Origin of the sequence: Bacillus sp. SKDU12 (assembly GCF_010093085.1) — a bacterium.
Classification (GTDB): Bacteria; Bacillota; Bacilli; order Bacillales; family Bacillaceae; genus Bacillus; species Bacillus mexicanus.
On the sequence record NZ_MSRC01000016.1, the window covers coordinates 63,408 to 87,132 of the forward strand.

The following is a 23,725-nucleotide window of genomic DNA, read 5'->3' on the forward strand; positions in this document are numbered from 1 at the left end:
ATGGCATTTCAAATTTTATTAAATGTGTTTCTCGCTTTTTGCTGGATGTTCTTAAGCAACAGCTCTAGCGCCGCAGGGTTCTTCACAGGATATGTTCTAGGAATGCTCTCCCTCTTTTTCTTCCGGCGTTTTTTTACCCGCCGGTTTTATCTATGGAAAGTGTGTTCTATCATCAAACTCTTTTTGATATTTTTAAGAGAACTGTACCTTGCCAATGTTAGTGTGCTGAAAACCATTCTATCGCCAAAACTGAATATCAGACCAGGCGTTTTTGCTTTTAAAACAGAGCTTACGACGGATTGGGAAATCACCCTGCTGTCACTGCTCATTACGTTAACGCCGGGAACCTTGGTGATGGATATATCAGATGACAGGACGATTCTTTATATTCATGCGATGGATATTGAAGATGCGCAAAAAGCTATTTTTGATATTCGGGAGTCATTTGAAAAAGCCATACAGGAGGTGAGCCGCTGATGTTTACGCTGATCCTGCAACTTTCGCTCGGCATTATGGCAGTGTCTACCTTTTTATATGTCATTCGGGTTATTAAAGGGCCGACTGTGCCTGATCGGGTCGTTGCTTTGGATGCAATCGGCATCAATCTGATCGCGATCACGGCGCTTGTCTCCATTTTGCTGAAAACGAGCGCGTTTCTGGATATTATTTTGCTGCTGGGGATTTTATCGTTTATCGGAACCATCGCATTTTCCAAGTTCCTTGAGAAAGGAGAGATTATCGAAAATGATCGAAACCGTTAAGATCGTTGTGGCTGTATTTATTTTGCTCGGCGCACTTGTGTGCCTCGTTGCTTCATTAGGCGTACTTCGCCTTCCCGATATGTTTACACGTTCTCATGCTGCATCTAAAGGATCAACATTGGGCGTCAATATAATTTTACTCGGTGTCTTCTTTTATTTGTGGCTTGTGACGGGGAGCGTTTCCGCTAAGATCCTGCTCGGGATTCTCTTTATCTTTATTACGACGCCTGTCGGCGGACACTTGATCTGCCGTGCTGCGTACAACTCCGGCGTCAAGCTTGATAAGAGAAGTGTACAGGATGACTATAACGGAATCAGAAACTTTGTCATTAAACGAAAAGAGGATTCTTACTTATAAAAATAAACAGCCGGGACAGGCAGAGTTCCGGCTGTTTATTTATTTTCGGATGACAGCCAGCGTGCATCTGGAAATACAGATCAGTCTCTCTTGCTCGTCATAAAGATGAATTTGATAGACAATAGTCGTTCTGCCTATATGAATAGGTTCTGCTACTGCTTTTACCGTTCCTTCCTTTACCGCTTTCACATGATTGGCGTTAATCTCCAAACCGACACAAGCTTGCCTCGTATGATCAATCAAGTTCTGTGCCCCTACGCTCGCCGCGGTTTCCGCCAGAGCCACTGAAGCGCCTCCATGCAAATACCCGAACGGCTGGACCGTCCGATGATCCACCGGCATGACCGCAACGCATCGTTCCGCTGTATTTTCAACAATTTCAATTCCAAGCGCTTCAAGCAATGTATGTTTCGTATCCATCAGATACCCCCTCTTATTTATAGTACACCATCTGATTTCGCAATTAATACAGCTTCCGTCCGGGAACCGACATTCAGCTTATTGAAAATCGATGTCAGGCTGTATTCAATGGACCTCTTGCTTAAATGCAGAGCATCTGCGATTTCTTGGTTCGTAAACCCCTTTTCAACTTCTTGAAGAATCAGGCATTCTCTAGGCGTGAGCACATCTTGTTCTTTTTGAGAGGAAGGAGCCGGCTTTGTTTTTTGCTGAGTCATCAGCTGTTTAAAATAAGTAAAATCGACTAAAATTTCTCCGTTAAGTACGTGGTATATGTATTGGGTGATCTTCTCTTTAGATTCCGTTTTGCTGATGGCACCGTGCAAACCCGCACGAATCGCTTCCTCAAAGTAATCCTCAACCTCATAACCGGTATACACAATAATTTTACAATGAGGATACTCTTGTAATATCTGTTTAGAAAACTCCATCCCATTGACTTCGCCGCCTAAATTCAGATCCATTAAAATGAGATCGTATGACGAGAAATCATGCTGCTTGATAAACTGTTCGCTCGGTTCAGGACTGAGACAATCGACAGACAGATTCGAATCCGTTTCCAAAATTGTCTTGGTGCCTTCCATGACAGCCGGATGGTCATCAATCACTAGTATCTTTTTCATGTTTTCCTCCCTTTTACTCACTCATTTCCATTTTATAAAAAAGACTTGGCCTGTGCCAAGTCTTTTCCGTTATAAAACCATTACAATTCGATTTCAATATCAGCCTTAAAGCCCTTTCCTTCACTTGTTTCAATCCGAAGGCGTCCATCTAAAGCCCTGACTCTCTCCTTAATCCCAGAAAGCCCCATGCTCATAGAATGTTCACTATTTTTATCTTGGTCGAATCCTACGCCATCATCCTCATAATGCAGAACGATTTTGTTTTGAATACTGATGAGCATAATCAGCACATCTGTTGCCTTAGAGTGCTTGACCGCATTAGACAGAAACTCTTGAATGATCCGGTACAAATTCAGCTGCGAATCCAAATCAAGCGTAGCCGAAAATCTGCCGGTATTTAAACGAATATGAAATGGAACCCGCTCTTGCTGCTGCGCCACAAGCTTGGACAGCGCCTTCACCAGCCCAAGATCATACAGAAGCTGTGGCCGCAGCTCATGACACGTCTCCCTCGTCATCGAAATCACATCAGACATCTGTTCATTCATCTGTACGAGCTTGTCCTGCACCTCTTCCCGGCACGGATTATCGTCTTTCTTAAATTCGCCCACAAACAGCTCGCATTGGCGTTTTAACGAAATTAAATCCTGAAGTACAGAATCGTGGAGATCGCGAGCGAGATCAGAGCGTTGTTTTTCTTCGATCGCAAACATAAGCTTTTTGAGCCAGACCGGGTTTGAGCCTTGTTGTTTCAGGTCTTGTAAATGATTCATGAGTTCTTCGATCTGTATCACGTTTTCCATAGAGACACTCGTATAGAAAGACAATGTTTTCAGCCATGAAATCTCATCCCGTGTCAGTCTCGGTGTATTAATGGTGGACAAACAAAGTAAAACATAAGAACTTCCCCCGCGTTCTCCTATTTTGATTAAGAAACCACGGTTTAACTCAATGATTTTCCCAATCTCTGAAGTAACTTTCTTAAATTCTTTTGAATACATCTCCCAGTCAGGTTCGTTATCTTTTTTATCATGATATAAAATGGCACCCTCAGAGGTCACTTCAAAGACATAAGCTTTACTGACAAGGAGAACATCCAGAATCGTCTTTTTTAGTTCTTTAAACATTTGTTTCAAAGATGTTATACTTCTGATAAACTGAGTATATTTAAAAATACTATCTTGATAATTATACTTTTCTGAAAAGCGTTTTAAACGAAATTTAAAATCTATTATTTCTTTAAAATAAAATACAGCAAACATTATAATAAAGATAAAAACAGTCTGTCGAATAGGATTCATTTGAAGCTCATCTGTTCCCGCCCAGACTGATAAAACTCCGACAATTACTAGTGTTGGGATTACAGCCAGTAAAGTATAATATCTCATTCTTCCTAATATAAATTCTATATCAAATATTTTATTTGCAACAAACTGATATACTAATCCAAATGGAATAAGGACAAGCAATGAGGCTGATGCCAGAGCCGGAAATATATAAGCACCAGTTAAAATATTAGGTACGACATAAAAAAGTAAGAATGGAGCAAAAGAAAGTGTATTTGTCAGAATTAAAACTTTCAAAATATAGGCATGCTCTGAATATTTATATTTATATAAGTGATAGAACACGAGAACAAAACCTGAGAGAGTAACGAGAAAAAACGAGATAAGATTAAGATTTATTATAATGTCAGAAGGTAATTTCTTACGAAAAAACTCTATAATAACATTAAAAATCGGAAATATATATAAGATATTGATTAGACGACTTGCAAACTTCTTTCCTAATTCCTCAAAATATTGTTGTATAAACTGAAGATAAAATATAGGGGAAGCTATAAATGTGAATAAATTTACATATCTGTTAAATACATGTCCTCTAAATGGCCCTCCTGCGCTTATATAAGCAATTGAAATATCTAACAAGAACAAAATTAAAATGTAGCCCGCAAACGATTTTCTTGTTTGATTCACCTTTAAAATGTAAAATATACATACTATACTTAAAAAATAAAACACAAGTGGAAGAACGAATACAAAAAAACTATAGGATTTGTCTAAATTGACAATATCAAAATCATCTAAATGAATTTGCTTCCCATTTCTGCTTACATCTAAACTTTTGATATGATTAAGATTATCTCCTTTTAAAAATTTAGCAGATGGTTTTTCTTTGTTGATTCTTAAAATGATGTCACCTGTTTCTAAACCTACGAATTTCCCGTAAGAAGTTTCTGACATCTCTATTATTTGAAATTGTTTGTTTTTATTTTCAATAACTTTTGTTCCGATTATTATCCCATTTATGTTTATATAAGAAACATAGCAAACATAAACAATGCTTAAAATAATGACTGAAATAGTGAATTGTTTAATAAAGTTTTTCACATATTACACCACCGAACACTCATCCTTTTTCCCATTGCTCTATTTTTCCATCTTTTTTCTCAATAGAAGATTCTTCAAATGAATTGATTACTATTTGAGTAATACCTAAATCATAGCCTAATAAACACGCTTCATTGGCCTTTAACTTTTTTAATACTTCTGGATATTTCAATATATAATTGATTAAATCCTGCATAATAATTCATTCCCCTCTATTAACTACATATTTTTTCAATTTATCTATTTTATTATTTTCAAGATTTAGTTCCTCAATAGCATTTTTACATTTTTGCTTAAACAATTGGTGTAAAACTGAAACATACTGGGTAACACCCGCATCAGTTAATGTCTGAATAAAAATGTTTTTATCGGATATAAACTTAAGGTGTGTTTCTCTATGCGAAAACATACGAACCAAATTTTCAGAAGGCTCGTTAAACTGCCTCTTAAGGTACAAGTTAATCAACGTATGTTTCTCTTTTAAAATATCACTTCGTTTAGTACTGAAAAGAGCCAGATAATCACTATATATCTGTTCGAACATTCCTTTGTAATAGGAATATGTTTCAACCGTTTCATTATAGTTTCCAGTTGCTAACATAGTACCAGCCACATTGGAAAGAGCGAATAGACTCCCGCATTTTAATCTAATGACCTCTAAGCTTTCATCTTCTTTCTCTGCCTTATTTATTATATCATCGTGTTGCCCTTGCATAGCGTCTTGTGTATATTTCAGTATGTAAGTAAGAATTAAGGGATTCATGTCAATTGAATTAATCCCCTGCACCCCTGCTGTATATAATGAAAATGCTGAGCTCAAAGCTTCTGAATGGTCTATCTTCATCCAAAGGGCTTGGTTGTTATCTTCATCTTCAAGATCATCAATAATATCGGCGGAAAGCGTAAGAATTTCAATTCCCGCCGCAAGTTTCTCGGCAGTCTTAAAATCCTTTCCGCCAAAAACTTCATAATGCAATAAAGTAGATTCAGCAAAGGTTAAATATTTTCTGGATTCAACAAATTCAAAAAGAAGCTGTAGTAGATGTTCATTAAATATGTTCTGCTCTATTATACTCTTCATTCTATTCTTGATTTGGTCGGCATCTAAACACATTTGCTCAATAATTGTCTTCACCCTCCCATTCCATTTTACTAAATGGGCGATCCGAAGAACAGCAGGTTTTTCGTTTTTTAACAATCATATAATACTTTATCCTTTTTTTGTATGTAAAGAACGAAAAAAAAGACTTGTTTCCAAGTCTTTTTCACGAAATTTTCATTGCATAATTGTATTTATCGAGCTGATCGATGCTTTTGTTAATGTTTCGTAATGAATCTGTCGTTTCTTTAATATCAAGTTCGAGTCGGAATAACAATTGTTTTACTTCTTCAAGTTTCTTTTCCATCGTTTCCACACTCCTTTTTTTGAAAGATCAATGAATTGTGTATGGTGAACGAGTCCTAGGTATTTGATCTGTTATTAATAGTGTATCTGCTTTCGGCTTATTTTTCACCGAAAAGTATGCAAAAAAGTCCTGCGTGACACCGCAAATATAAATAGTTCTTAATGCCTAAATGAATCATAACAAGAACAGGACTATTTTTCTACACGAAAGAGAAGTTAGATGTGCTGAAGTGAGGAACGATTCTTTACCGCCTTGAGTTTATCATGTTTTACCTTCCCATTAAACAAGTCTATAGTCCTTGATAGCGTTTTTTCAAAATTGGATATGCGATTCTTGACGTATCCTGACCGACAAATACCGAAAAAGACCGCAACGCTAAAGTTATGGCCTTTTCGCTTTGTCATATTCGGCAATTAGTGATCTATACATATAGAAATATCCCTTTTGTGTGAGGTGCTCCCATGAGATATCGTTATCCTTGGTTTTACGTCTATCCTTATGAAATTCGTCGTTCTCCCGCTCCTGCCAGCAATACAGATACCTTTATCCGTTCCGCGAATCAAGCCGCAGGAATGTTTGCGGATGCCCAGCTCGTGCTCAGCCGCATTGCGGGCTCGCGGGAGCTCTCGCGCCGCATCCTGAACGCAGCCGAGCAGTCTGATAAACAATCTATCAAGCGCTTGATTAAACAAATGGGTGTCCGGCATGAAGTGGATGCGGTCTTTAATCCCGACGGCATCTATATCAGCCTCATCGGAACGCAAAGCCGAATGATTCTTGCTTTGCGGTGGTCAGAGAACCGCAATTATTTTGCGTCCATCAGATGATAACACCACTTTAAAGCCTCACGACAACATTCATACGCTTCTTCTTTGTCGAGTTCATTTCCTAATGTTTTGCAAGTGTCCCAGCTCTTGCTTTCAATTCATTGCGCCAGCAGTTCGCAAAGCTTTGCTCTCATGAAATAAATCTTAATGATTTCATGCTTGAATGTCCGATTTTACTTAAAACTTTTAGGGGAAACATGTTTGATTTCATTAAATCCTAGCAGCATACTGGACATATGTAAACGATCACAAGCTTTATGCTGGGCTGGTCTTTTCTCAATTCGTTAAGCAGTTCATAGCAAGAATAGAAATGAGTCGGAAGGTCATGTGTGATGATGAGGGGTTCGCTGAAAAAGCAGCCTTGGCATAATTGAAAACTGTCTTATGCCGCTTGTTTATATCTTTCCGGCCTCCACTTCAAAGATTTCAATGACAAGCTGTTGATTCTAAATCTGCAGTTGCCTGATCGCCGTCCTTAGCGCTATATACATTTTCTTCGCTTGCTCTATATACCAGTTCATCAGCAACAACCTGTTCTTTTCTATTAAAAATGGCTGTCTTGCAACAACCACTCTCATTGAATTCTCCTCCTTACATGCGCCCGGCTTTTACTCGCAAGTCATTTGACGAAGATTGTTTTAGCATGAAACTTATATATTCATAAAGAAAACTGGCCTTTTCGCGAACGAAAGGCCAGTCTTCTTTATTCTTCTTCGATCTCTTCATCAAGTCTGCTTTTCACTTCATGGATTCGCTGCATTTTATTGCTCCAGCAGTCCTCGCTTAAATCAACCGGATATTCCTCGGGCTTGCTGATTCTCTTATATTCCTCCCACAACAGGCTGAGGTTATCCTGCACATACTGCTGTATGTCTGAGATTTCAGGGTTTTCGTAACAAAGAATACCCTTTTCAAAAATCAGTTCATGAAGATCCTTCGCATAAAAATTCGTGACAAATTTGCTTATGAATGTATGAACCGGGTGGAACATTCTGAGCCGCTTCTGATCATTCACCTGCTCATCATAAAGTGCAATATAGTCGCCTTCAGAATGATGATTGGACTGATTGATAATGCGGTACACTTTCTTTCTGCCCGGTGTCGTTACTTTTTCAGGATTGGACGAAATTTTGATCGTATCGACCATTTTTCCGTCTTCTTCAATGGCAACGAGCTTGTAAACCGCGCCGAGTGCGGGCTGGTCATAGGCCGTGATCAGCTTCGTACCCACACCCCAGACATCAATGCGCGCTCCCTGAGCCTTTAAATTCATAATGGTATGCTCATCTAAATCACTTGAAGCAATGACTTTTGCATCTGTAAATCCTGCTTCATCAAGCATTCTTCGGGCTTTTTTTGACAAGTACGCCAAATCGCCGCTGTCCAGCCTAATGCCAATGAAGTTGATGCGGTCTCCGAATTCTTTAGCAACTCTAATCGCATTCGGCATGCCTGAGCGAAGGGTGTCATACGTATCAACTAAGAAAACGCAATCCTTATGTGTTTCCGCATATTTTTTGAAAGCTGTATATTCATCGCGGTAAGCCTGCACAAGCGCATGCGCATGTGTACCGGAAACCGGGATATTAAAACGTTTTCCAGCTCTTACATTGCTTGTCGCGCTGAAGCCGCCGATTAAAGCCGCTCTCGCTCCCCACATAGCCGCATCCATTTCATGCGCCCGTCTTGTTCCGAATTCCAGCGCGACTTCATCACCGATAACACCTTTAATTCGTGCCGCCTTCGTTGCGATTAAAGTTTGATAGTTCACAATATTGAGCAAAGCCGTTTCAATCAGCTGCGCTTCTACAAGGGGGGCTTCCACCCTCATAATCGGCTCATTGTTAAAGACAAGCTCTCCTTCTTTCATGGAGTAAAGTGAACCTGTGAACGTTAAATCGCGCAAATATTCAATAAAATCTTCCTGATACCCGAGTTCTTCCTGTAAATAATTTAAGTCACTATCCGTAAACTTGAAATTTTCCAAGTATTCGATGGCTTTTTCTAAGCCTGCAAATACCGCATATCCATTTTCAAATGGAAGCCTTCTGAAAAAAAGCTCAAAAATGGCTTTCTTCTCATGAATGCCGTCTCTCCAGTAGGTTTCTGCCATATTAATTTGATAAAGGTCTGTATGTAATGACAGGCTGTCATCTTTAAATCCATACTCTAACACTGTTTTTCCCCTTCCTTACTCTGCCACTTGCGCTCCGATGCTGTTTGCAAAATGAGAAAGAGCCCATATGTGCCCCTCCTGATTAAAGCTGGCAACGGCCTGTTTGTGCACAACAATCCGAAAACCTTTGTTGTACGCGTCAACCGCTGTATGTAATACACAAATATCTGTGCAAACACCGTCGTCAATCTGCCGCTCTCTGAGTTTGAGCTCTAAATCAGTTCCCGCAAAAGCAGAATATCTCGTTTTTTCCATGTAGTAAACATTTGGTTCATGTTCATGTTTCTGATATAGAGGCAAAAGCTTTCCGTACAGATCTTTTCCTTCCGTGCCTTTCATGTTATGCGGAGGAAAAAGACGGGTCTCAGGGTGATATTGATCCCCTTCATCATGAGAATCTACTGCTATTACGACGTAATCACCGTTTGTAATGAATGCTTCAGTCAAATTGACGATCGCCTCTTCAATCATTCTGCCGGGCTCCCCGCAGGTCAATTTTCCGTCACTCGCCACAAAATCATTCGTATAATCAATACAAATAAATGCTTTTTTCATAGCCGGCCTCCCCGCTATCAGTATGAGAACATTATATCTTATCTCCAGTTGTAAGTGAATTGCCATGAACAAAAAGACAAACGGCCTGTTTGCCTCTTAATTTTTCAGTACTGACCGATTAAAAATGTCGTCCTGAATATATATCAACTCACGATTCACAGCGATGTCCGCCGCAATCACAAGACCTAAAGGCGTATGAAACTGAAGATTAGATACGATCTTGAAGTGTATTCCGTTCCGGTTCGCCATTTGGATATAGGACGAGTAAGATTGGTACTGAAGCTTTCCATTGATCAAAAGGGTGATGTTTTTGCTGCTTTTTATTATGCGATCCACTTCTTCATACGGTTTGCTTCTGAGCACTTGCCCTTTTGTCAGCGCCAAAAGCACCCTTTCCCTTAATGAGCCTAAAAACAAATGGCGCTCGTCAGGCTTTGTCTCTAAAGTCCCGTACATTCCTTGCTGCAAATAGAGATCCATTTTTTCATCACTCAAAAGCTTGTCCTCCCGTCTTGTTTGTCCTCATTATCACCTGATCAGGCAGGGGCTAAACTTTCTAAGGCAGTTTACATTTCCGTTACCCAATGAATGATTTTTTTAGCCAGCTCACCAGCCGGCTCCGCCTCTGTATGCCGGCGCAAAGAAGCGTTCAGCCGTTCAGGCAGAGATGCTTTATCTTCTTCATAAGAAATGACTGTGCTCCACTCCAGCTGCGGAACCGCTACAAGGGTGCGCAGTTCTTTTCTGTTTTCATGCAAATACACGTCCGTGATCATTCCGGATTCCGTATTGATGTTCGCTTTTCTGATTTTCATAACATGACCTCGCTATTCAAAGACTATCCATATTATACAATAAAAAAGCAACAGCCTCTCCTGAAAAGGCTGTTACCCATTAAACGACATTGTTTCATCAATAATATCGGCATCACTAAAGATTGTTTTACTTGTTTGATTATGAATGCTCACAAAGTCACCGAGCTGAAACGCACCTGATCCCGCGCCTGAGTGATCGACACTTTTCGGCGAAATCGCAAACACATCTCCAAAGCTGGCCGCTGCATCACCCGATATTGACATAATATAAATCGGTCCTACAATAGCAGGCATTTTCCCCACCTCCGCATTGATTTACAGCATCATATGCAAAGAGACGCAATTGGTGCCCGCCTATTCCTCGGCCTTTTCGTTTTCTTCAAGGCGTGACCGCTGACGCAGTTTGATGAGGCGGACAATATTCAGGAAAATTTCCTTCAATACAGCGTAAACAGGCACAGCTAAAATCATGCCGAGAATTCCGCCAAAGCTTCCCGCTCCGATCAACAGCAAAATAATCGTAAGCGGATGCGTATTCAGACGCTTTCCGATCACAAGAGGAGACAGCAGGTTTCCGTCGAGCTGCTGAACGATGACGATTACAATAATCGCAAAAAGCGCTTTAGCCGGCGAGTCCATAAAACCGACAATGACAGCCGGCGCCGCACCAAGAAAAGGTCCAACATAAGGAATAATATTGGTAATCGCCATGACGATTCCAAGAATAAGGGCATACGGCAGACCTGCAATTAAGTAGCCGATAAAACACGCCGTTCCGACAAATAGACAGATTAACAGCTGTCCCTGAAAATATGTCGCAAGCGTATCCGATAAATCTTTGAAAATCTTTACCCCTTCTGTCCGATAAGAAGCCGGAAGAATTTTCACTGCCAATTGCGGAAAGCGGTGTCCGTCTTTCAGCATGTAAAAAAGAATAAATGGAACAGTAATAATCACAATCGTGATGTTTGTCACGAAGCCAAACACCGCAGATAAACTGGACGTGATATTTTGGGGCAGGTTTTGAAGAAAGCTTGTCAATGACTGTTCAATTTTTGATATCGATACATAATCCTGATTCATCATCCAGGTAAACCATTGGGAATGGGATAAATCGTTTGTCATTCCTTGAATCTGTTTTATGTAATCAGGAAGATTGTCAAACAGCCCGGTCAATTGCGACGTAATGACAGGACCGACTAATGCTGAAACGAAGGCCAGCAAGCCGATAAATAACAAATAGATCAATAGAATGGATAACGTCCGCGGAACTTTTTTCTCAAGCAGGCGGACGACCGGATTAAAAATGAAATACAATATCCCCGCAATCAGTATTGGGAAAAACAATGTCGAGATAAAAGCAATAAATGGCTGAAACACAAATGAAACTTTTGTTGCTACGAAAATAATCAGTAAAACAAATAAAATCTGCAATGTCCAAAAATGGACTTTTGATTTCAACAAGCTTTGTTCCTCCTAGCTTTTCTTTGTCTGTCAGATAACAGGACTTTTCCCCATTATTGTAACAAAAATGAACTCATACCAGAACTTTTAATATCATGAAAGGAGTGTCGGTGATGCAGGCAATGACATTTGATAAAGATGATATGATCTTCTTTATCGGACAGCTCCAGGGTTGGACGGGTCAGAGGAACCTAGAGTCAATGATTGTATCCAAACGTTTTGTGCCCCGTTCGCTGAGAAATCCTGATATATGTAAGGCTGTATCACTTTCATGTCCGTCAACAGGCTTCAGTCCTTTCAAAGCTTATAGTATATGACATCACTTGTGTCATAGTGCTTTACAGCGCTTAACTGAAAAATAGGACGTCCCGGTGTACGCCTATTTTTCATGCGCAAGCACTGTTACACCCGTTCACTATAATCTGGCGCAATGGAAATCATGTGCTGGATACTGATCAGACAAACAGAATTTTTTGCTCCTTCAATTGTGATATGGTCAGGTTTTACATCGATCAGTCTGCCTCTGACCGTATCTCGTACTGTCTGTATCACGAACCTTGAGCCGATAAGCTTTTTAATGGTCTGATAGACATAAGGATCGACTAAAGAGACCAGTTGCGGGCTACTTTGATTGACCATACTTTAAATCCCCTTTATATGTTTTATCTCAGCTTATGCCGCAATAATGGATAATGACATAGGCTGACCTGATAAAACCGGGGACGGGGGAATTTTAGGAGAATATGTTTGGATGTGGTGTAAAAGAGTTGGTGATGAAGCGCGGAGACAGCGAAGAAAGCTGGCGCTGTTCCGTGTAGAAAGCGGGATTTATACAGGCTTTGATATGGATGCCTGGGTTTGGTCGATTAATTGGTCCAGCTTTTCTATTTTTTTACGAGCTGTTGAAGGGTCGATTTGGCGGTAATGATGGTGGCCGCCCGGTTCTTCATCAAGTTCGTCCGCTTTTTTGACAATCTGCTGCAGCGTGTTTTTATCTAATTCGCCTTCAGGCAAATAGGAATCGGTATGAAGCAAAATGGCAAGAGCAATCTCTTTTGCTGCTTTCGGTTCCTCGCCAAGCCGAATCAGAAGCTTATGCGCCCGCTCTGCCCCTTTAATGGCATGAATGTCATTACGTTTGTATTTCTCATAATCCCACTTTCCGTCTGTATACCATTCATAGTGGCCAACGTCATGCAATAGTGCGGCTTTTGCAGCTAAATCAGGGTTGATGTCAGCCTTTACAGACAGCCTGTATGCATGGTAAGCGCAGGCGATCGCATGTGCCACGCCAGAGCGCTGAAGATATTTTTGTGCAATGGGATGGGCGAAAACATCCATTAATGTAACCTTTCTCATGGAAACCCCTCCTTTAGATATTTTTAGAATCCTAACATAATTTGCAGAGAAACTCAATTCTTATGTCACATTATTGTTATACCCTAAAGACAGGGTTTCAGTCAGTATATGCGGCTGTTCAACAAAGTACGCGGGCTGTTGCCTTTTTTATAAAGGCTCTGTTAAAATTTAATGTTTATAATTCCAAATATTAAGAGGAACCCATTATTTATAGATTCCCCTTGTACTCTCGAGTATTGTCTTATCATATTTATTACAATTTATATTTTGGAGTGAAAGATTTTTCAGCCATTCCTATGATAAATGATTTGCACAACCCCAGAGGAAAATGTTCTTGTATTAATCATTTTTAAATTTATCCTCTGTTTTAAATCAATAAATAACGGTTTTCCCTCTCCCAAAACAACAGGGTGAATTGATAATCTAAATTCATCAACAAGCCCCAGATTTATAAAAGTTGTAATGAGACTCGCTCCACCATATAGCCAGATGTCTTTACCAGACGTTTTCTTCAATTTATTTACTTCTTCAAGAATATTATCATTTATAAATATAGCTTGATTATCAATCTCATTTTGTGTTCTGGAAAAAACATATTTCTTTTTACTATGAACCAATTTCCAAATTTCCTTTTCGGTATCAGGGTCTTCATTTTTCGGAGCATATTGCCCCCATAAATCGTAGCTTTTTCTCCCATATAAAATAGTATCAACTTGATTTAAGAAATCAGTAAACCCCATCTCAGGGTCCATAATGCACCAATCAACTTCTCCATTTTTCCCTTCAATAAAACCATCTAAAGTAACTGCTAAATCTAAAATGATTCTTCTCTGGTTTAAGTTATTTGTCATACCGATTCATCCTTTTCCCATTCAGATGTTGATTCTTCTGTCCCGTTGAATAAGAATGACACAACGAATTTAGATAATCGCACTATTATAAGTATCTAGGCTCTCCAAGCATCTGTGACAAGCACGTTTTCGTGGTTTTCGTTCTGCAATACACCGTTGACCTTTTTGAGAATACAGGAAATAGATCTCGTCATTTTCAACGATCCCATCAAAATGTTAGCAGTTTGTGCTTTCCGATAAAAAAACATAACACAAGTAACCCCTACGATTTTAGCCGATTTTCTCAGGGAATATCCCTTGAACATACAGTCAGTGCCTTTGACGCCACAAGACGGTATTCGGTGTGTCAGTGAAAGTTTTGCCACAGCATTTACAGTGGTACCATTGCCGACCATTATATTTTCCAAATCGAACAATGTGTTCTGATGAACAATGGGACACTCAATTCCATCCTTGAAGCGAGTTTCTCTCATTTCATTAATTAATCTACCACCAGCAGAGGAAGAAGGTTCAATATAGCGTTCTTTTTGTGTATGTGGCAATTTGTCGATATACTTTAATAAGTCGCTAAACGCTTTGCTCACCTTGATAATTAATCGAACATAAGTTCTATTTTTGATCATATCAAGAATTCGGATAAATATCAACATTTACCTTTAACAGAGCCTTTATAAAAAAAAGAGCAGAAAATATCTGCTCTACAAAAACTCTTTGATATCGTAAATGCGCCCGTTTTCCGCGCCTGTTTCTAATAAAGAAAGCAGCGAGCCGGCAATAAAGGACGGACTGCGAAGGCTTCCTGTTTCATTTAATTCCCGGAATCGTTCGATGTCGTGGAAATCTTTTTTTGATGATGAACGGATGACGGATTGCATCTCTGTGTCCATCACCCCCGGTGAGAAAGAAATCATGTTCACCGGCCGTTCCTCATCCTCCTGTTCAAATCCAAATGTCCTCGTAAACATGTCGAGCCCGGCTTTTGAGCTGCAATATGCACTCCATCCCTTATATGGATTTTTAGCGGCGCCTGATGTAATGTTGACAACCGTCTTTTTGCCGCTGTATAAAGCAAACCGTTTTGTAAACAGCTGACTCAAAAGCACGGGCGCAGTCAGATTCAGCTGATAATGGCGCTGAAGCTCGTCAAGCGACGCTTCACCAGCGCGTTTAATTGGTGTTACCATTCCGGCGTTATTTATCAAGGTGATACCCGAATAACGATCTGGACTGATGGATGAAAGCAATGTGTCAAACTGCTGTTCAGCTTCTTCGAGATTGATGAGATCTATTTGGTGCTGCGTAAGCTTTTCATGACGGACATCTGACTTCGTTCTGGATAAGGCATGAACTTCATGGCCCTTCTCTAAAGCCTGTAAAGCAATGGCTTCCCCCAGCCCTTTTGACGCTCCGGTAATGATATAAAGTTCCATTTGGAACCCCCCTCCTTCCATTCCTATTGTACGTACCGCTTTTACTCAACACAAGCAAAGCACAGGGTTTATACCTTCTTGTTTTCCTGAGCTGTCACTTTTGGGATGAGGAAGACAATGCCTGCAAGTCCGAGCAAGATCAGCACGACATAGATAATCGGAAGCAGCAGGGAAGAGGTGTTTTGCTTTTCTTTTGTTTCCGTGGATGACGTCTTTGTGATCGGTTTTTCAGCAAACGTAATCCCTAGCTGCTTCGACTGGGCTGCAATCGTGTTGGATTCCTCGGCATTTGTTGATGTAAACAAATCTTTTATCAGCTCGGCGTCCTTGTCTTCAGGCTTATCAAAGGTGATATCCTTCTGTTCCTCAGGCAATTTTGTTTTCTCGTCATAGTAGGTATCTTCATGCAAATAATTCGTATCGATTTCGATGTCCTTTTTCTCATATTGGTTTGGTGCGACATCTGTGTTTTCTCCCGTTTCGGCAGCTGCGGCATAGGGAATGAAAAGGGAAAAGGAGAGCATACAAATCATGATCCCCTTTTCCATGGTGCGATTACGCTTCATACGTTTCATCGCTTTCTGCTGTTTTTTCTGCCATCAGCCGGATAATTAGCGGCAAGGCCGCGGTAATCACCGTAATAATCAGCAGCACCGTTATTCCCATTGTAAACAAGTGCCCTGTACCATACTGGATATCGATATATACTTTCGAAACCGGATTTTCAAATGTAAAGTTCGGCATAATCAAATCAATAAGCGGTGCGATGTAGAATAAAATCATTGCTGCTGAAGCAACCCATCCGGGGATCGACCCGAATCTAAATGCCGCCCTGATGACAGCAGAGCTTGCGACGAGCAATAGAATGGTAAATACCGACCACTTAATCGTCTGATCGTCCGGCAATGAATAAATATTCAAACCGAACAAGCTGATCATGAGCCCGACAAGGATATTCAAAATTCCGAATAACGCTCCTTTGACGAGAAGCGGCGCGTTTTGGTAATACGAGCTGAAATAACCGATTAACAGACTGCTGATCAATATGATGACTAGGATAACAACCGGCGGCACCGTCTGCGTTTTTTCTTCCGGCACCTCTCCGCTGATTTTAAGCGGATTCGCCAAGTAATCATATACATAGCCATTGTTTTGCCCGTCTACTAATGTATTTCCCAGTATGCCGTAAACATCACTGCGGATAAGCTTTGTCGAGGCGACATTTTTCCCCCAGTTGTTATTTAAGGTGTCCGCTTTTGTCTGAACATCGTTGACACTTTGCTGCATATTGGTTGTGTAGTCAATAATGCCTGACTGGCGATCAGATAATGAACCCATCATGTCTGACATTTGCAGCACTTCCTGACCGACCGTATCTTGGACACTCAGTGCCATTGTGCCGGACAGCCCGTCATTACTGAACGTCGAAGCTTCCTGCGTTGCGCCCGTTACGAGCTGTTCTGATGCTTTTGCGGCACTTTCAGAGATTTTGGTCAGCTCGTCAAGAACACCCGCTTGAGAGTCACGGATGAAGCCGCTGTAGTCTTCCGTGAATTTAGTCATGCCGTCAATGAAACTGTCAATGTCTTCATCGGTTTGCATCGTGTTGTTTTTGAGGTCTTCCCAGCTGGCTGATTCTTCAGGTGTGAGAGCCAAAAGTGAATTGACCTTGCCTTGCTGGCCGTTAATGACATTCATTTTTGAAGTGGTGTCGATTGTTCCTGATAATATTGAATCGTATACAGATAGATATTTATAATATCTCATTAAAGCAGAGATTCTTTCTGTATTGATGTCTCCAGAGAATTGAAGCTGATCTTTATTTTCCAGCTCGCGAATCGTGTTGTAAATCCCTTCGAACTCTCTCTCCCGTTTCGCTGTAAGCCTTGCTAGTTTCCCTTCAAGCTTTTTCACTTTGCCATTCAAGTCATCAATTTCATCATTAAGGCCGTCCATTTGTTCTTTTAGTTCTTTTAATTTCTTGTCCAGCTCTTCATTATGGGCCGTTTCTTTTTCTTTGAGTTCTTCTTCAATTTTCTTGATTCGCTCAGACGTTTTGCTGAGCTGTTCTTTTGCTTTTGCAATATCAGAAACATCGTCGTTTCCTGTTTGATCTTCAGGCTGAGTCGTGCCGTCGCCGCCTTCAGTATCTCCTGTTTCGTTTTCATTTTCCAGCTGGATCAGTTGGAGGGCTGAGTCAGATGAATCAGTCTGTTCGGCAGATGTATCCGATTCGGTTTGTCCGCTGTCTGACTCGCCATTAGATGCATCGCCATTCTGCTCCTGATCTTGATCCTGAGTATCGCCGTCCGTTTGTCCGTCATTACCGGTATCACTGTTGCTGTCATCGTTTCCTGTGTTCCCCTGTGTATCCTCGGGATTTGTGCTGTTTCCGTCATCAGGTTTTTCCGGGTTGTCAGTAGAAGGCTCGTCTGTTCCCGGGTCCTCTGGCTTTGGCTCCTCTTTTTCAGGCTCCTTCAGATTGTCTGAAATGTCCTGAATGTCAGCGGCGATGCTTTTCAGTTCTTCACGCTGTTTTTCAAGATCGATTTTCAGTTCTTCAGGATTTTCTTCTTTCGGATCTTTATCTTGATTTTGATCATCGTTGTCAGAGCTATCGTCTTCCATTGGGTCGTCCCCTTTGTCAACAGTTAGCGCCGGACGCGTCAAGACAAGCTGTTCATATATCTGTTCTAATGCAGCCTGTCTTGAAGCGGCCTGATATTGATCAATTAAATCGCTTTGGATCTTCGCCATGCCGAGTTCCTGCTGAGGCACCTGGCCTTCCCTGAGTTGCTGGGCGGCTGCAAGAACTGTGCTCGTTTGCCCAAGCTGTGTCTTCACTTGACTGATACCTGTTGCCAGTCCGCTCATTCGTTCGCTGAACTGATTTGCTTTTTGCTGGGCTTGAATGGCATCCAGACCCGTCTGGATTTGCTGCTGAGTTGAATCTTGGGCTGCCATAAGCAGTTTTTTCTGGTTTTCTTGATATTCTTTGTATCTTTCAACTGTATCAACGAATTCTTTCAGCGTGTTTTTCGCTTCATCCGCTGTTGAAGCTTTTTCTTTAGTTGTGCCCTGCGCTTCATTCATTGATTTTTTCAGCTCATCAATTAAGTTTTTTTGCTGGTTGATTTCACCTGCTAAATCATTAGAGCTTGGTTTATAAAAGTTGTACATGACATTCTGGAATTCAGATTCCTTATTGACGATTTTGTCAAATTCTCCTCTGATATTGTCCACTTTTTGCGACACAAAATTCCAGTATAAGGCCGACATTTTTTTGTTCATTTTCTTTTGGGCATCCTCAAGCTCACGCTGCACTTTTTCTTTGTTAACCGCATTCAGGTTATCTTGAATGCTGAATTCGAGCGTCGCTTTTTGAGGATGATCTTTATCATAGCTTAAAATGTTTTTTGAGAAATCTGAAGGAATGTAGACGACCGCATCGTATTTCTTTGAGGCGAGACCAGTCTCGGCCGCGCTTCGGTTTACAATCGTCCATGAATAATCGGGACGTTCACCCAGAGCGGCTGCTACTTCCTTACCGAACTGGGCAGATTTGTCCTCTTCCTCAGACTTTATCTCATCACTCAATACACCTGTATCTTCATTCACTACCGCGATTTGCCGCGTGGAATTGACTGCTTTCTTCATCGGATCATCTCCGATAAAGCGGAAAAACAACACCGGCAGCAGCAAAATAATGATGATGGCGGATATTAGCTTGATCAAGTTTTTACGTTGTTCTGTCATCTAGCACTCTCCCTTTCAGCAGAACATAAAGGAATTTGAACTTTTTGCTCCTTCCCGTTTTCCACAACATATCCGAAGCCCGGCTGAATCTCAGGCTCCTGTCTTTGGTACGGGAGAGGAATGACATTTTGTTCAGATTTTTTCATCAACAGAATAGCGTGGCGAATTTGCTTCATCTCTGTCGTCAAGGAATCATAGCCTTTTGAGAATTCACTGTGATTTCCGCCCGGGATAAAGCTGAAGCCAAGATGTGCATAAGATTTCATGAAGTTTGCCAGACGGTCTTGTATTCTCGTATCAATCGTCTGCTGGAATCTCGTGATCCCGTCAATCATCAGCACTACTTGAGAGAATCGCAGATTGTGCGCATCTCCCTGGCGGACTGCTTCTACATACATGGCTTCTCTCGTTTTGAAGATGTCTTCTGCTGCTTCAACCCATTGTTCAATATCTTCTTTCGTTTCCAAATATGCAATATCCGATTCCTTCGCATATTGGGATAATCCGCGGTCAATCGAGTCAAACAGGCCGATCATTTCGGTTTCATCATCAATCAGATGTTCAAGCATGACCTTTAAAACGTTCGTTTTCCCGCGCTGCGTCTGACCTAAAATCAAACAGTGCTTATGCTTGCCTAAATCAAAATAGACTGGGCTGACTGTTTCTTCATGAAGCCCGATCGGTACAGATAGAGGCTTGCGTTCCAGTTTGAAGCGGAGAGAAAATTCTCTCGTCGACAGGCTCTCAGGCAGCATCGGAATCGGTGCCGGCTGCTCGAAGGAAGCAAAGCGCTCCTGAAGATGCTGAACGTCTGATTTCAATCCGTTGAACATGCTGATATCATCGTCTGCGTCAACAGGCAGGAACATTTGCGCAAAATAAAGCTCTTCCTTTTGAATGATGACACGTCCCGGAATCGGTTCAAGATTGAACTTTGGCCGTCCGTAAATGGAATATCCCTCAGATTGATCCATGAGATAATGGACAACCTTTGTTTTTAGGTTATTTAACAATGACTGGCGGACAGCATTAACACGCGTTGCTGTCAGCATGAAGTAGATGCCCAGGCTTTGTCCGTCTCTGGAAAGCTGGACAAACTCCGATTCGAGCTCATGCATTTCATCTTTGACGATGTCAAAGTTATCAATGGTGATAAAAATAAACGGAAGCTCTTCTTCACTCAGCGCATTGTACATTTTGATGTGGCTGATTTCTTTTTCCCTGAACAAACGTTTACGGCGGTCAATTTCTTCCTTGATTCGTATCATGAACTTTTCAATTTTTCTTGATTGGTCCATCAGGAAGTAATCCGCGGTGTGCGGGAGCTTCGCTAATGGCAGCAGCGTTCCGTTCCCGAAATCAAAGATATAAATATGAAGCTCTTCAGGTGTGTACACGTCCGCAAAGCTCATCAGGAGCGTTGCGGCTGCAATTGATTTCCCGTAGCCCGAAGAACCGAATATGCCGATATTGCCATCTTCCATCATCTTATAAGCAATCGGCGCCTGTCTTTGCAGGTCTGGTTCGTCGACATACGCGAAGTGAAAATGGTCTTTTTCATCAGATGGGAAGAGCGTGCGCGGGATACGTTCCGCAAGCGGCGGCAGCCAAGGGCTTGGCAGCTTCTCAATTCCCATTTCATCTTGGATGCGTTCAATTTCGTCAACTATGACTTCAATTTCTGTTTGAACGTCTTTTTTCGCGATATCTTCGGTATCCACTTCTGAAAGCGGAATCAGGCCCGTATCCATGACGATCGCGATTTCGTCCTCTGTTCCGTAGACTTCCTCTAAGTAAGGGGCACCGCTCCAAGCAGACTGAAACAGCTCATACACTTCATTGTTGCCGACCTGCAAATAACCGCGTCCTGTCACAGTAATATTTGCAGCATCGCTGTTTTTCAAAATTTCTTTACTATCGGTCGCATCCTGCACCTTCAGCGCTACTTTAAAGCGCGAGTTACTCCAAATCTGGTCGTCAATGATGCCGCCCGGCTTCTGTGTCGCCAAAATCAAATGAACGCCGAGGCTTCGCCCGATACGCGCGGCACTGACAAGCTCCCTGATAAAATCAGGCTCCTCGCTCTTCAGCTCGGCGAACTCATCGGAAATCAAGAACAAGTGAGGCATCGCAACTTCTGCTTTTCCCTGCTTGAACAGCTTCGTATAGTCATTGATGTGATTGACTTGATACTCGTCAAACAGCCGCTGCCTTTTTTTCAGCTCACTTTTAATGGAAGCAAGCGCACGCATACTGAAGTTTTTGCTGCCTTCAATATTTGTGATCGTGCCGAGCAGGTGAGGAATATTGCGAAACGGTTGCGCCATTCCTCCGCCCTTGTAATCAATTAATAAGAAAGCTGCTTCATGCGGATGAAAATGCACTGCAAGTGACAAAATGTAGGTTTGGAGAAATTCACTTTTCCCAGATCCTGTTGTCCCGGCAAGCAATCCGTGCGGGCCATGTGCTTTTTCGTGAAGGTTCAGATACACAATGTCATCTTTTCCTTTATAACCGATCGGCACTGACAGCGACTTCGACGATTCACTCGTCAGCCATCTTTGTTGTATGCCGATTTCCTTGACTTCTTTCGCATGGAAAAGTTCCAGGAACGAGACCGTTTCCGGAATGGAATTTGTAATGCCGACCTGATGGTTCAGCGTACGCAGCGTACGTGAGAACCGTTCGTTATCCCCGCGCTGATGATGATCGAGTCGGAACGGAATTCGTACCGCTTTTTTCTTTTGGATTAAGATGTCCCCTTCATGCTCATTGATGTAGCGAACAAGAGTCGTAATGTTTTCCGATAAGCTTTCCTTTGTTTCGGCAGCCACGATTGTAGAAATGCCCAGATGCTCATGCTGCCCTTCTAAATATTCGAGAATGACGTGCTCTGAGATCAGCTGCTGATTTGTGATGACAAATATAAAATGCGGTTTGAACTGCAGCTTTTCTTTGTCATCTTCGAGATCGCGCTCTCTGATCAATTCGTAAAGGGAAGACAGGAGCTGATCTCTGGTTTGTTCATTGTAAATAAAACCTTTCGCATAAATATGGGGCATTTGAAATTGCGGCAGCCACTTCATCCACTCCCAGTCTTTATACTCTTCTTCATGAAAAATGAAAACGAAACGAAGATCGTGATAGCTGTTAAAAAACGATAATTGTCCGATCAGCTGGTGAATCTCATTTTTCACAATTTGCGATTTACCGACAAGCCCCATTGGACCTTCTGCCAAATCGACTGTAACCGGGGCGTTGCGAATGTCTTTATAGACACGCTGGATATGCTGCGATTTCTCCATGAGATCGTCGATATCACGATTGGCCATGTCTCCGCCGCTCATATTAATCTCATAGCTCGAAGGGACAGTTCCCGTCCCGAGACGAAGCTGAAGATAATCCTTGCTTTCCAGTGATTTTTCCCAGATCCGGTCACTGATTTCACTCGTTAAATATTTCATTTGTTCAAACGAAGGAAAATGAAATTCAAGAACCTGCTTTTGTTTTTCAGCGAGCGCTTGAAGCTCTTTGCGTTTGTTGTCTAAGTAAAGCTTATATACGCGCTCCCGTTTTTCCTCGCGTTTTTTCCGCTGGTTTTTATCGCGGAAATATTGCACCGTCGAGGTAATAAGGGTCATCATAAACATCGCTAGTGAAACGAGTATAAATATGCCGCGCGGCTGGATCATGGCAACAACGCCCATCACGATCAGCATTACAAGCGGCGGCAAAATGACGAGCCACAGCCCTCTATTGGTTTGATCGCTTTCCTGAGAGGGAAAACTGAAGGAAACGCGGTCATCTGGCAAATCGTACACCATTCGCGGCGTTCTTCTGTATTGCGGGTATTTTTTCTGCATCTCTGTGCTCGGTTTGACCGTTTCTGTTAATGCTGTATCAAACGGGGCAAAATGTTCAATTTCTAAAAGGTCTTGTTCCGTCACTTTCATTTGCATGAAGTTCCAGAAGATTTCATCCCCCGGCTGGAGTCTTGTATTGCCAATGATCTTCTCTCCGTTTAAGAAGACCGTTTCGTCTTCAGGACGAACCGACCAGCTTTCGCCGATACGAAACAAAGAAAACGTGCTTTCTTCTGTAAAAACAAAATGTTGCGGATTCAAATAAATATCTGCATTCTTCTTTTCTGAGGAGCAAATGATTTCATCCCGATTTCCTGTAAAAAAAACGGATTTCTCAGCTTCACTGCCCATCAACGCCAAGCGTATCTCCTGCTGATCCGTTTGCAGGGAAAATGATGTATTCGGTTCGATCGTGCCGAGACAATCATTTCCCAGGAAAACTTCGTATGGATCGCCGGATTCCTTTCTTTGAAGAGAAATCACTCCGCTTTCAAACGGAATCGTCCCGATCGTGACGGAATCCTTCACATCAGGCCCTATGGTCACCGGATGGGACGATGGGAGGTTAGACAAATTCAGTTTTTGTGCGTTATTTTGGTAAAAAACCCATAATAGACTCAAATGGCAAACCT

Annotated in this window: 24 protein-coding genes and 1 pseudogene; 4 read left to right on the forward strand and 21 right to left on the reverse strand. The window is 41.7% G+C overall.

Going from position 1 to position 23,725, the window contains the following annotated elements; translation table 11 throughout:
* The 3 genes from BTW01_RS13025 to mnhG are packed head-to-tail and all read left to right on the forward strand — an operon-like array spanning position 1 to position 1,119.
* Positions 1-477 (forward strand): Na+/H+ antiporter subunit E, encoded by a 477-nt coding sequence (locus BTW01_RS13025; RefSeq protein WP_162103387.1) that lies wholly within the window; start codon positions 1-3, stop codon positions 475-477.
* Positions 477-761: a Na(+)/H(+) antiporter subunit F1 gene (locus tag BTW01_RS13030; protein WP_162103388.1), complete on the forward strand. Its 285-nt coding sequence runs from the start codon at positions 477-479 to the stop codon at positions 759-761. The genes BTW01_RS13025 and BTW01_RS13030 overlap by 1 nt, the downstream gene beginning before the upstream one ends.
* A complete protein-coding gene (gene mnhG / locus BTW01_RS13035) occupies positions 745-1,119 on the forward strand; it encodes a monovalent cation/H(+) antiporter subunit G (RefSeq protein WP_162103389.1) in 375 nt (124 codons plus the stop codon). The genes BTW01_RS13030 and mnhG overlap by 17 nt, the downstream gene beginning before the upstream one ends.
* A 39-nt stretch (positions 1,120-1,158) precedes the next feature.
* Here mnhG and BTW01_RS13040 read toward each other — a convergent pair whose 3' ends face one another.
* The 6 genes from BTW01_RS13040 to degQ all read right to left on the reverse strand — a co-directional run bounded on the left by BTW01_RS13040 (position 1,159) and on the right by degQ (position 5,997).
* On the reverse strand, positions 1,159-1,539 hold the full coding sequence (locus BTW01_RS13040) for a hotdog fold thioesterase (protein ID WP_162103390.1): 381 nt from the start codon (positions 1,537-1,539) through the stop codon (positions 1,159-1,161).
* A 17-nt stretch (positions 1,540-1,556) separates the two neighbouring features.
* On the reverse strand, positions 1,557-2,201 hold the full coding sequence (comA, locus tag BTW01_RS13045; protein ID WP_162103391.1) for a two-component system response regulator ComA: 645 nt from the start codon (positions 2,199-2,201) through the stop codon (positions 1,557-1,559).
* An 80-nt stretch (positions 2,202-2,281) separates the two neighbouring features.
* The gene (locus BTW01_RS13050; protein ID WP_162103392.1) at positions 2,282-4,591 is read right to left on the reverse strand and encodes a sensor histidine kinase; all 2,310 of its coding nucleotides are present in this window, start codon (positions 4,589-4,591) and stop codon (positions 2,282-2,284) included.
* Between the two features lie 19 nt (positions 4,592-4,610).
* Positions 4,611-4,787: a competence pheromone ComX gene (locus tag BTW01_RS13055; protein WP_162103393.1), complete on the reverse strand. Its 177-nt coding sequence runs from the start codon at positions 4,785-4,787 to the stop codon at positions 4,611-4,613.
* Between the two features lie 6 nt (positions 4,788-4,793).
* On the reverse strand, positions 4,794-5,726 hold the full coding sequence (locus BTW01_RS13060; RefSeq protein ID WP_274379694.1) for a class 1 isoprenoid biosynthesis enzyme: 933 nt from the start codon (positions 5,724-5,726) through the stop codon (positions 4,794-4,796).
* Between the two features lie 130 nt (positions 5,727-5,856).
* Positions 5,857-5,997, reverse strand: coding sequence for a degradation enzyme regulation protein DegQ (gene degQ, locus BTW01_RS13065; RefSeq protein ID WP_003220708.1), 141 nt, complete (start codon positions 5,995-5,997; stop codon positions 5,857-5,859).
* A gap of 461 nt (positions 5,998-6,458) precedes the next feature.
* Here degQ and BTW01_RS13070 point away from each other — a divergent pair, with 461 nt between their 5' ends.
* Positions 6,459-6,824, forward strand: coding sequence for a hypothetical protein (locus BTW01_RS13070; protein ID WP_162103394.1), 366 nt, complete (start codon positions 6,459-6,461; stop codon positions 6,822-6,824).
* Between the two features lie 446 nt (positions 6,825-7,270).
* Here the strand turns inward: BTW01_RS13070 and BTW01_RS18750 are convergent, their stop codons facing one another.
* The 15 genes and pseudogenes from BTW01_RS18750 to essC form a co-directional block, all read right to left on the reverse strand.
* Complete coding sequence (locus BTW01_RS18750; protein WP_419724075.1) at positions 7,271-7,402, reverse strand: hypothetical protein; 132 nt, start codon at positions 7,400-7,402, stop codon at positions 7,271-7,273.
* A gap of 125 nt (positions 7,403-7,527) precedes the next feature.
* The gene (locus BTW01_RS13080; protein WP_162103395.1) at positions 7,528-9,000 is read right to left on the reverse strand and encodes a nicotinate phosphoribosyltransferase; all 1,473 of its coding nucleotides are present in this window, start codon (positions 8,998-9,000) and stop codon (positions 7,528-7,530) included.
* Positions 9,001-9,015: 15 nt separating this feature from the next.
* Complete coding sequence (locus BTW01_RS13085; protein ID WP_162103396.1) at positions 9,016-9,555, reverse strand: cysteine hydrolase family protein; 540 nt, start codon at positions 9,553-9,555, stop codon at positions 9,016-9,018.
* A gap of 96 nt (positions 9,556-9,651) precedes the next feature.
* Positions 9,652-10,050 carry a YueI family protein gene (locus BTW01_RS13090; protein WP_162103397.1) on the reverse strand — a complete coding sequence of 133 codons (399 nt, stop codon included), beginning with the start codon at positions 10,048-10,050 and terminating at the stop codon, positions 9,652-9,654.
* 71 nt (positions 10,051-10,121) lie between these two features.
* Positions 10,122-10,370 (reverse strand): YueH family protein, encoded by a 249-nt coding sequence (locus BTW01_RS13095; protein ID WP_162103398.1) that lies wholly within the window; start codon positions 10,368-10,370, stop codon positions 10,122-10,124.
* 72 nt (positions 10,371-10,442) lie between these two features.
* Positions 10,443-10,664: a spore germination protein gene (locus BTW01_RS13100; RefSeq protein ID WP_162103399.1), complete on the reverse strand. Its 222-nt coding sequence runs from the start codon at positions 10,662-10,664 to the stop codon at positions 10,443-10,445.
* A 60-nt stretch (positions 10,665-10,724) separates the two neighbouring features.
* Complete coding sequence (locus tag BTW01_RS13105; RefSeq protein ID WP_162103400.1) at positions 10,725-11,834, reverse strand: AI-2E family transporter; 1,110 nt, start codon at positions 11,832-11,834, stop codon at positions 10,725-10,727.
* 402 nt (positions 11,835-12,236) lie between these two features.
* Positions 12,237-12,473 carry a YuzF family protein gene (locus tag BTW01_RS13110; RefSeq protein ID WP_162103401.1) on the reverse strand — a complete coding sequence of 79 codons (237 nt, stop codon included), beginning with the start codon at positions 12,471-12,473 and terminating at the stop codon, positions 12,237-12,239.
* 189 nt (positions 12,474-12,662) lie between these two features.
* Positions 12,663-13,193 carry an HD domain-containing protein gene (locus BTW01_RS13115; RefSeq protein WP_162103402.1) on the reverse strand — a complete coding sequence of 177 codons (531 nt, stop codon included), beginning with the start codon at positions 13,191-13,193 and terminating at the stop codon, positions 12,663-12,665.
* A gap of 284 nt (positions 13,194-13,477) precedes the next feature.
* Positions 13,478-14,044, reverse strand: coding sequence for a dihydrofolate reductase family protein (locus tag BTW01_RS13120; protein ID WP_162103403.1), 567 nt, complete (start codon positions 14,042-14,044; stop codon positions 13,478-13,480).
* A 123-nt stretch (positions 14,045-14,167) separates the two neighbouring features.
* Positions 14,168-14,628 (reverse strand): annotated as a pseudogene (locus BTW01_RS13125) (transposase); the annotation flags it as partial.
* Between the two features lie 114 nt (positions 14,629-14,742).
* The gene (locus BTW01_RS13130) at positions 14,743-15,474 is read right to left on the reverse strand and encodes a (S)-benzoin forming benzil reductase (RefSeq protein WP_162103404.1); all 732 of its coding nucleotides are present in this window, start codon (positions 15,472-15,474) and stop codon (positions 14,743-14,745) included.
* A gap of 68 nt (positions 15,475-15,542) precedes the next feature.
* The gene (gene essA, locus BTW01_RS13135) at positions 15,543-15,998 is read right to left on the reverse strand and encodes a type VII secretion protein EssA (protein WP_162103602.1); all 456 of its coding nucleotides are present in this window, start codon (positions 15,996-15,998) and stop codon (positions 15,543-15,545) included.
* Between the two features lie 31 nt (positions 15,999-16,029).
* Positions 16,030-19,230 (reverse strand): type VII secretion protein EsaA, encoded by a 3,201-nt coding sequence (esaA, locus tag BTW01_RS13140; protein ID WP_162103405.1) that lies wholly within the window; start codon positions 19,228-19,230, stop codon positions 16,030-16,032.
* Complete coding sequence (gene essC, locus BTW01_RS13145; protein ID WP_162103406.1) at positions 19,227-23,714, reverse strand: type VII secretion protein EssC; 4,488 nt, start codon at positions 23,712-23,714, stop codon at positions 19,227-19,229. The genes esaA and essC overlap by 4 nt, the downstream gene beginning before the upstream one ends.
* Between the last annotated feature and the right edge of the window lie 11 nt (positions 23,715-23,725).

Bases quoted from the DNA above. Each gene is read 5' to 3' on its own strand.
- BTW01_RS13115 (WP_162103402.1), bottom strand. From the start codon at position 13,193: ATGAGAAAGGTTACATTAATGGATGTTTTCGCCCATCCCATTGCACAA.
- comA (WP_162103391.1), bottom strand. From the start codon at position 2,201: ATGAAAAAGATACTAGTGATTGATGACCATCCGGCTGTCATGGAAGGC.
- BTW01_RS13095 (WP_162103398.1), bottom strand. From the start codon at position 10,370: ATGAAAATCAGAAAAGCGAACATCAATACGGAATCCGGAATGATCACG.
- BTW01_RS13030 (WP_162103388.1), top strand. From the start codon at position 477: ATGTTTACGCTGATCCTGCAACTTTCGCTCGGCATTATGGCAGTGTCT.
- degQ (WP_003220708.1), bottom strand. From the start codon at position 5,997: ATGGAAAAGAAACTTGAAGAAGTAAAACAATTGTTATTCCGACTCGAA.
- BTW01_RS13085 (WP_162103396.1), bottom strand. From the start codon at position 9,555: ATGAAAAAAGCATTTATTTGTATTGATTATACGAATGATTTTGTGGCG.
- esaA (WP_162103405.1), bottom strand. From the start codon at position 19,230: ATGACAGAACAACGTAAAAACTTGATCAAGCTAATATCCGCCATCATC.
- BTW01_RS13070 (WP_162103394.1), top strand. From the start codon at position 6,459: ATGAGATATCGTTATCCTTGGTTTTACGTCTATCCTTATGAAATTCGT.
- BTW01_RS13110 (WP_162103401.1), bottom strand. From the start codon at position 12,473: ATGGTCAATCAAAGTAGCCCGCAACTGGTCTCTTTAGTCGATCCTTAT.
- BTW01_RS13130 (WP_162103404.1), bottom strand. From the start codon at position 15,474: ATGGAACTTTATATCATTACCGGAGCGTCAAAAGGGCTGGGGGAAGCC.
- BTW01_RS13040 (WP_162103390.1), bottom strand. From the start codon at position 1,539: ATGGATACGAAACATACATTGCTTGAAGCGCTTGGAATTGAAATTGTT.
- BTW01_RS13120 (WP_162103403.1), bottom strand. From the start codon at position 14,044: ATGACAAATAACTTAAACCAGAGAAGAATCATTTTAGATTTAGCAGTT.
- BTW01_RS13055 (WP_162103393.1), bottom strand. From the start codon at position 4,787: ATGCAGGATTTAATCAATTATATATTGAAATATCCAGAAGTATTAAAA.
- essA (WP_162103602.1), bottom strand. From the start codon at position 15,998: ATGCTCTCCTTTTCCCTTTTCATTCCCTATGCCGCAGCTGCCGAAACG.
- BTW01_RS18750 (WP_419724075.1), bottom strand. From the start codon at position 7,402: ATGAGAGTGGTTGTTGCAAGACAGCCATTTTTAATAGAAAAGAACAGG.
- BTW01_RS13100 (WP_162103399.1), bottom strand. From the start codon at position 10,664: ATGCCTGCTATTGTAGGACCGATTTATATTATGTCAATATCGGGTGAT.
- mnhG (WP_162103389.1), top strand. From the start codon at position 745: ATGATCGAAACCGTTAAGATCGTTGTGGCTGTATTTATTTTGCTCGGC.
- BTW01_RS13025 (WP_162103387.1), top strand. From the start codon at position 1: ATGGCATTTCAAATTTTATTAAATGTGTTTCTCGCTTTTTGCTGGATG.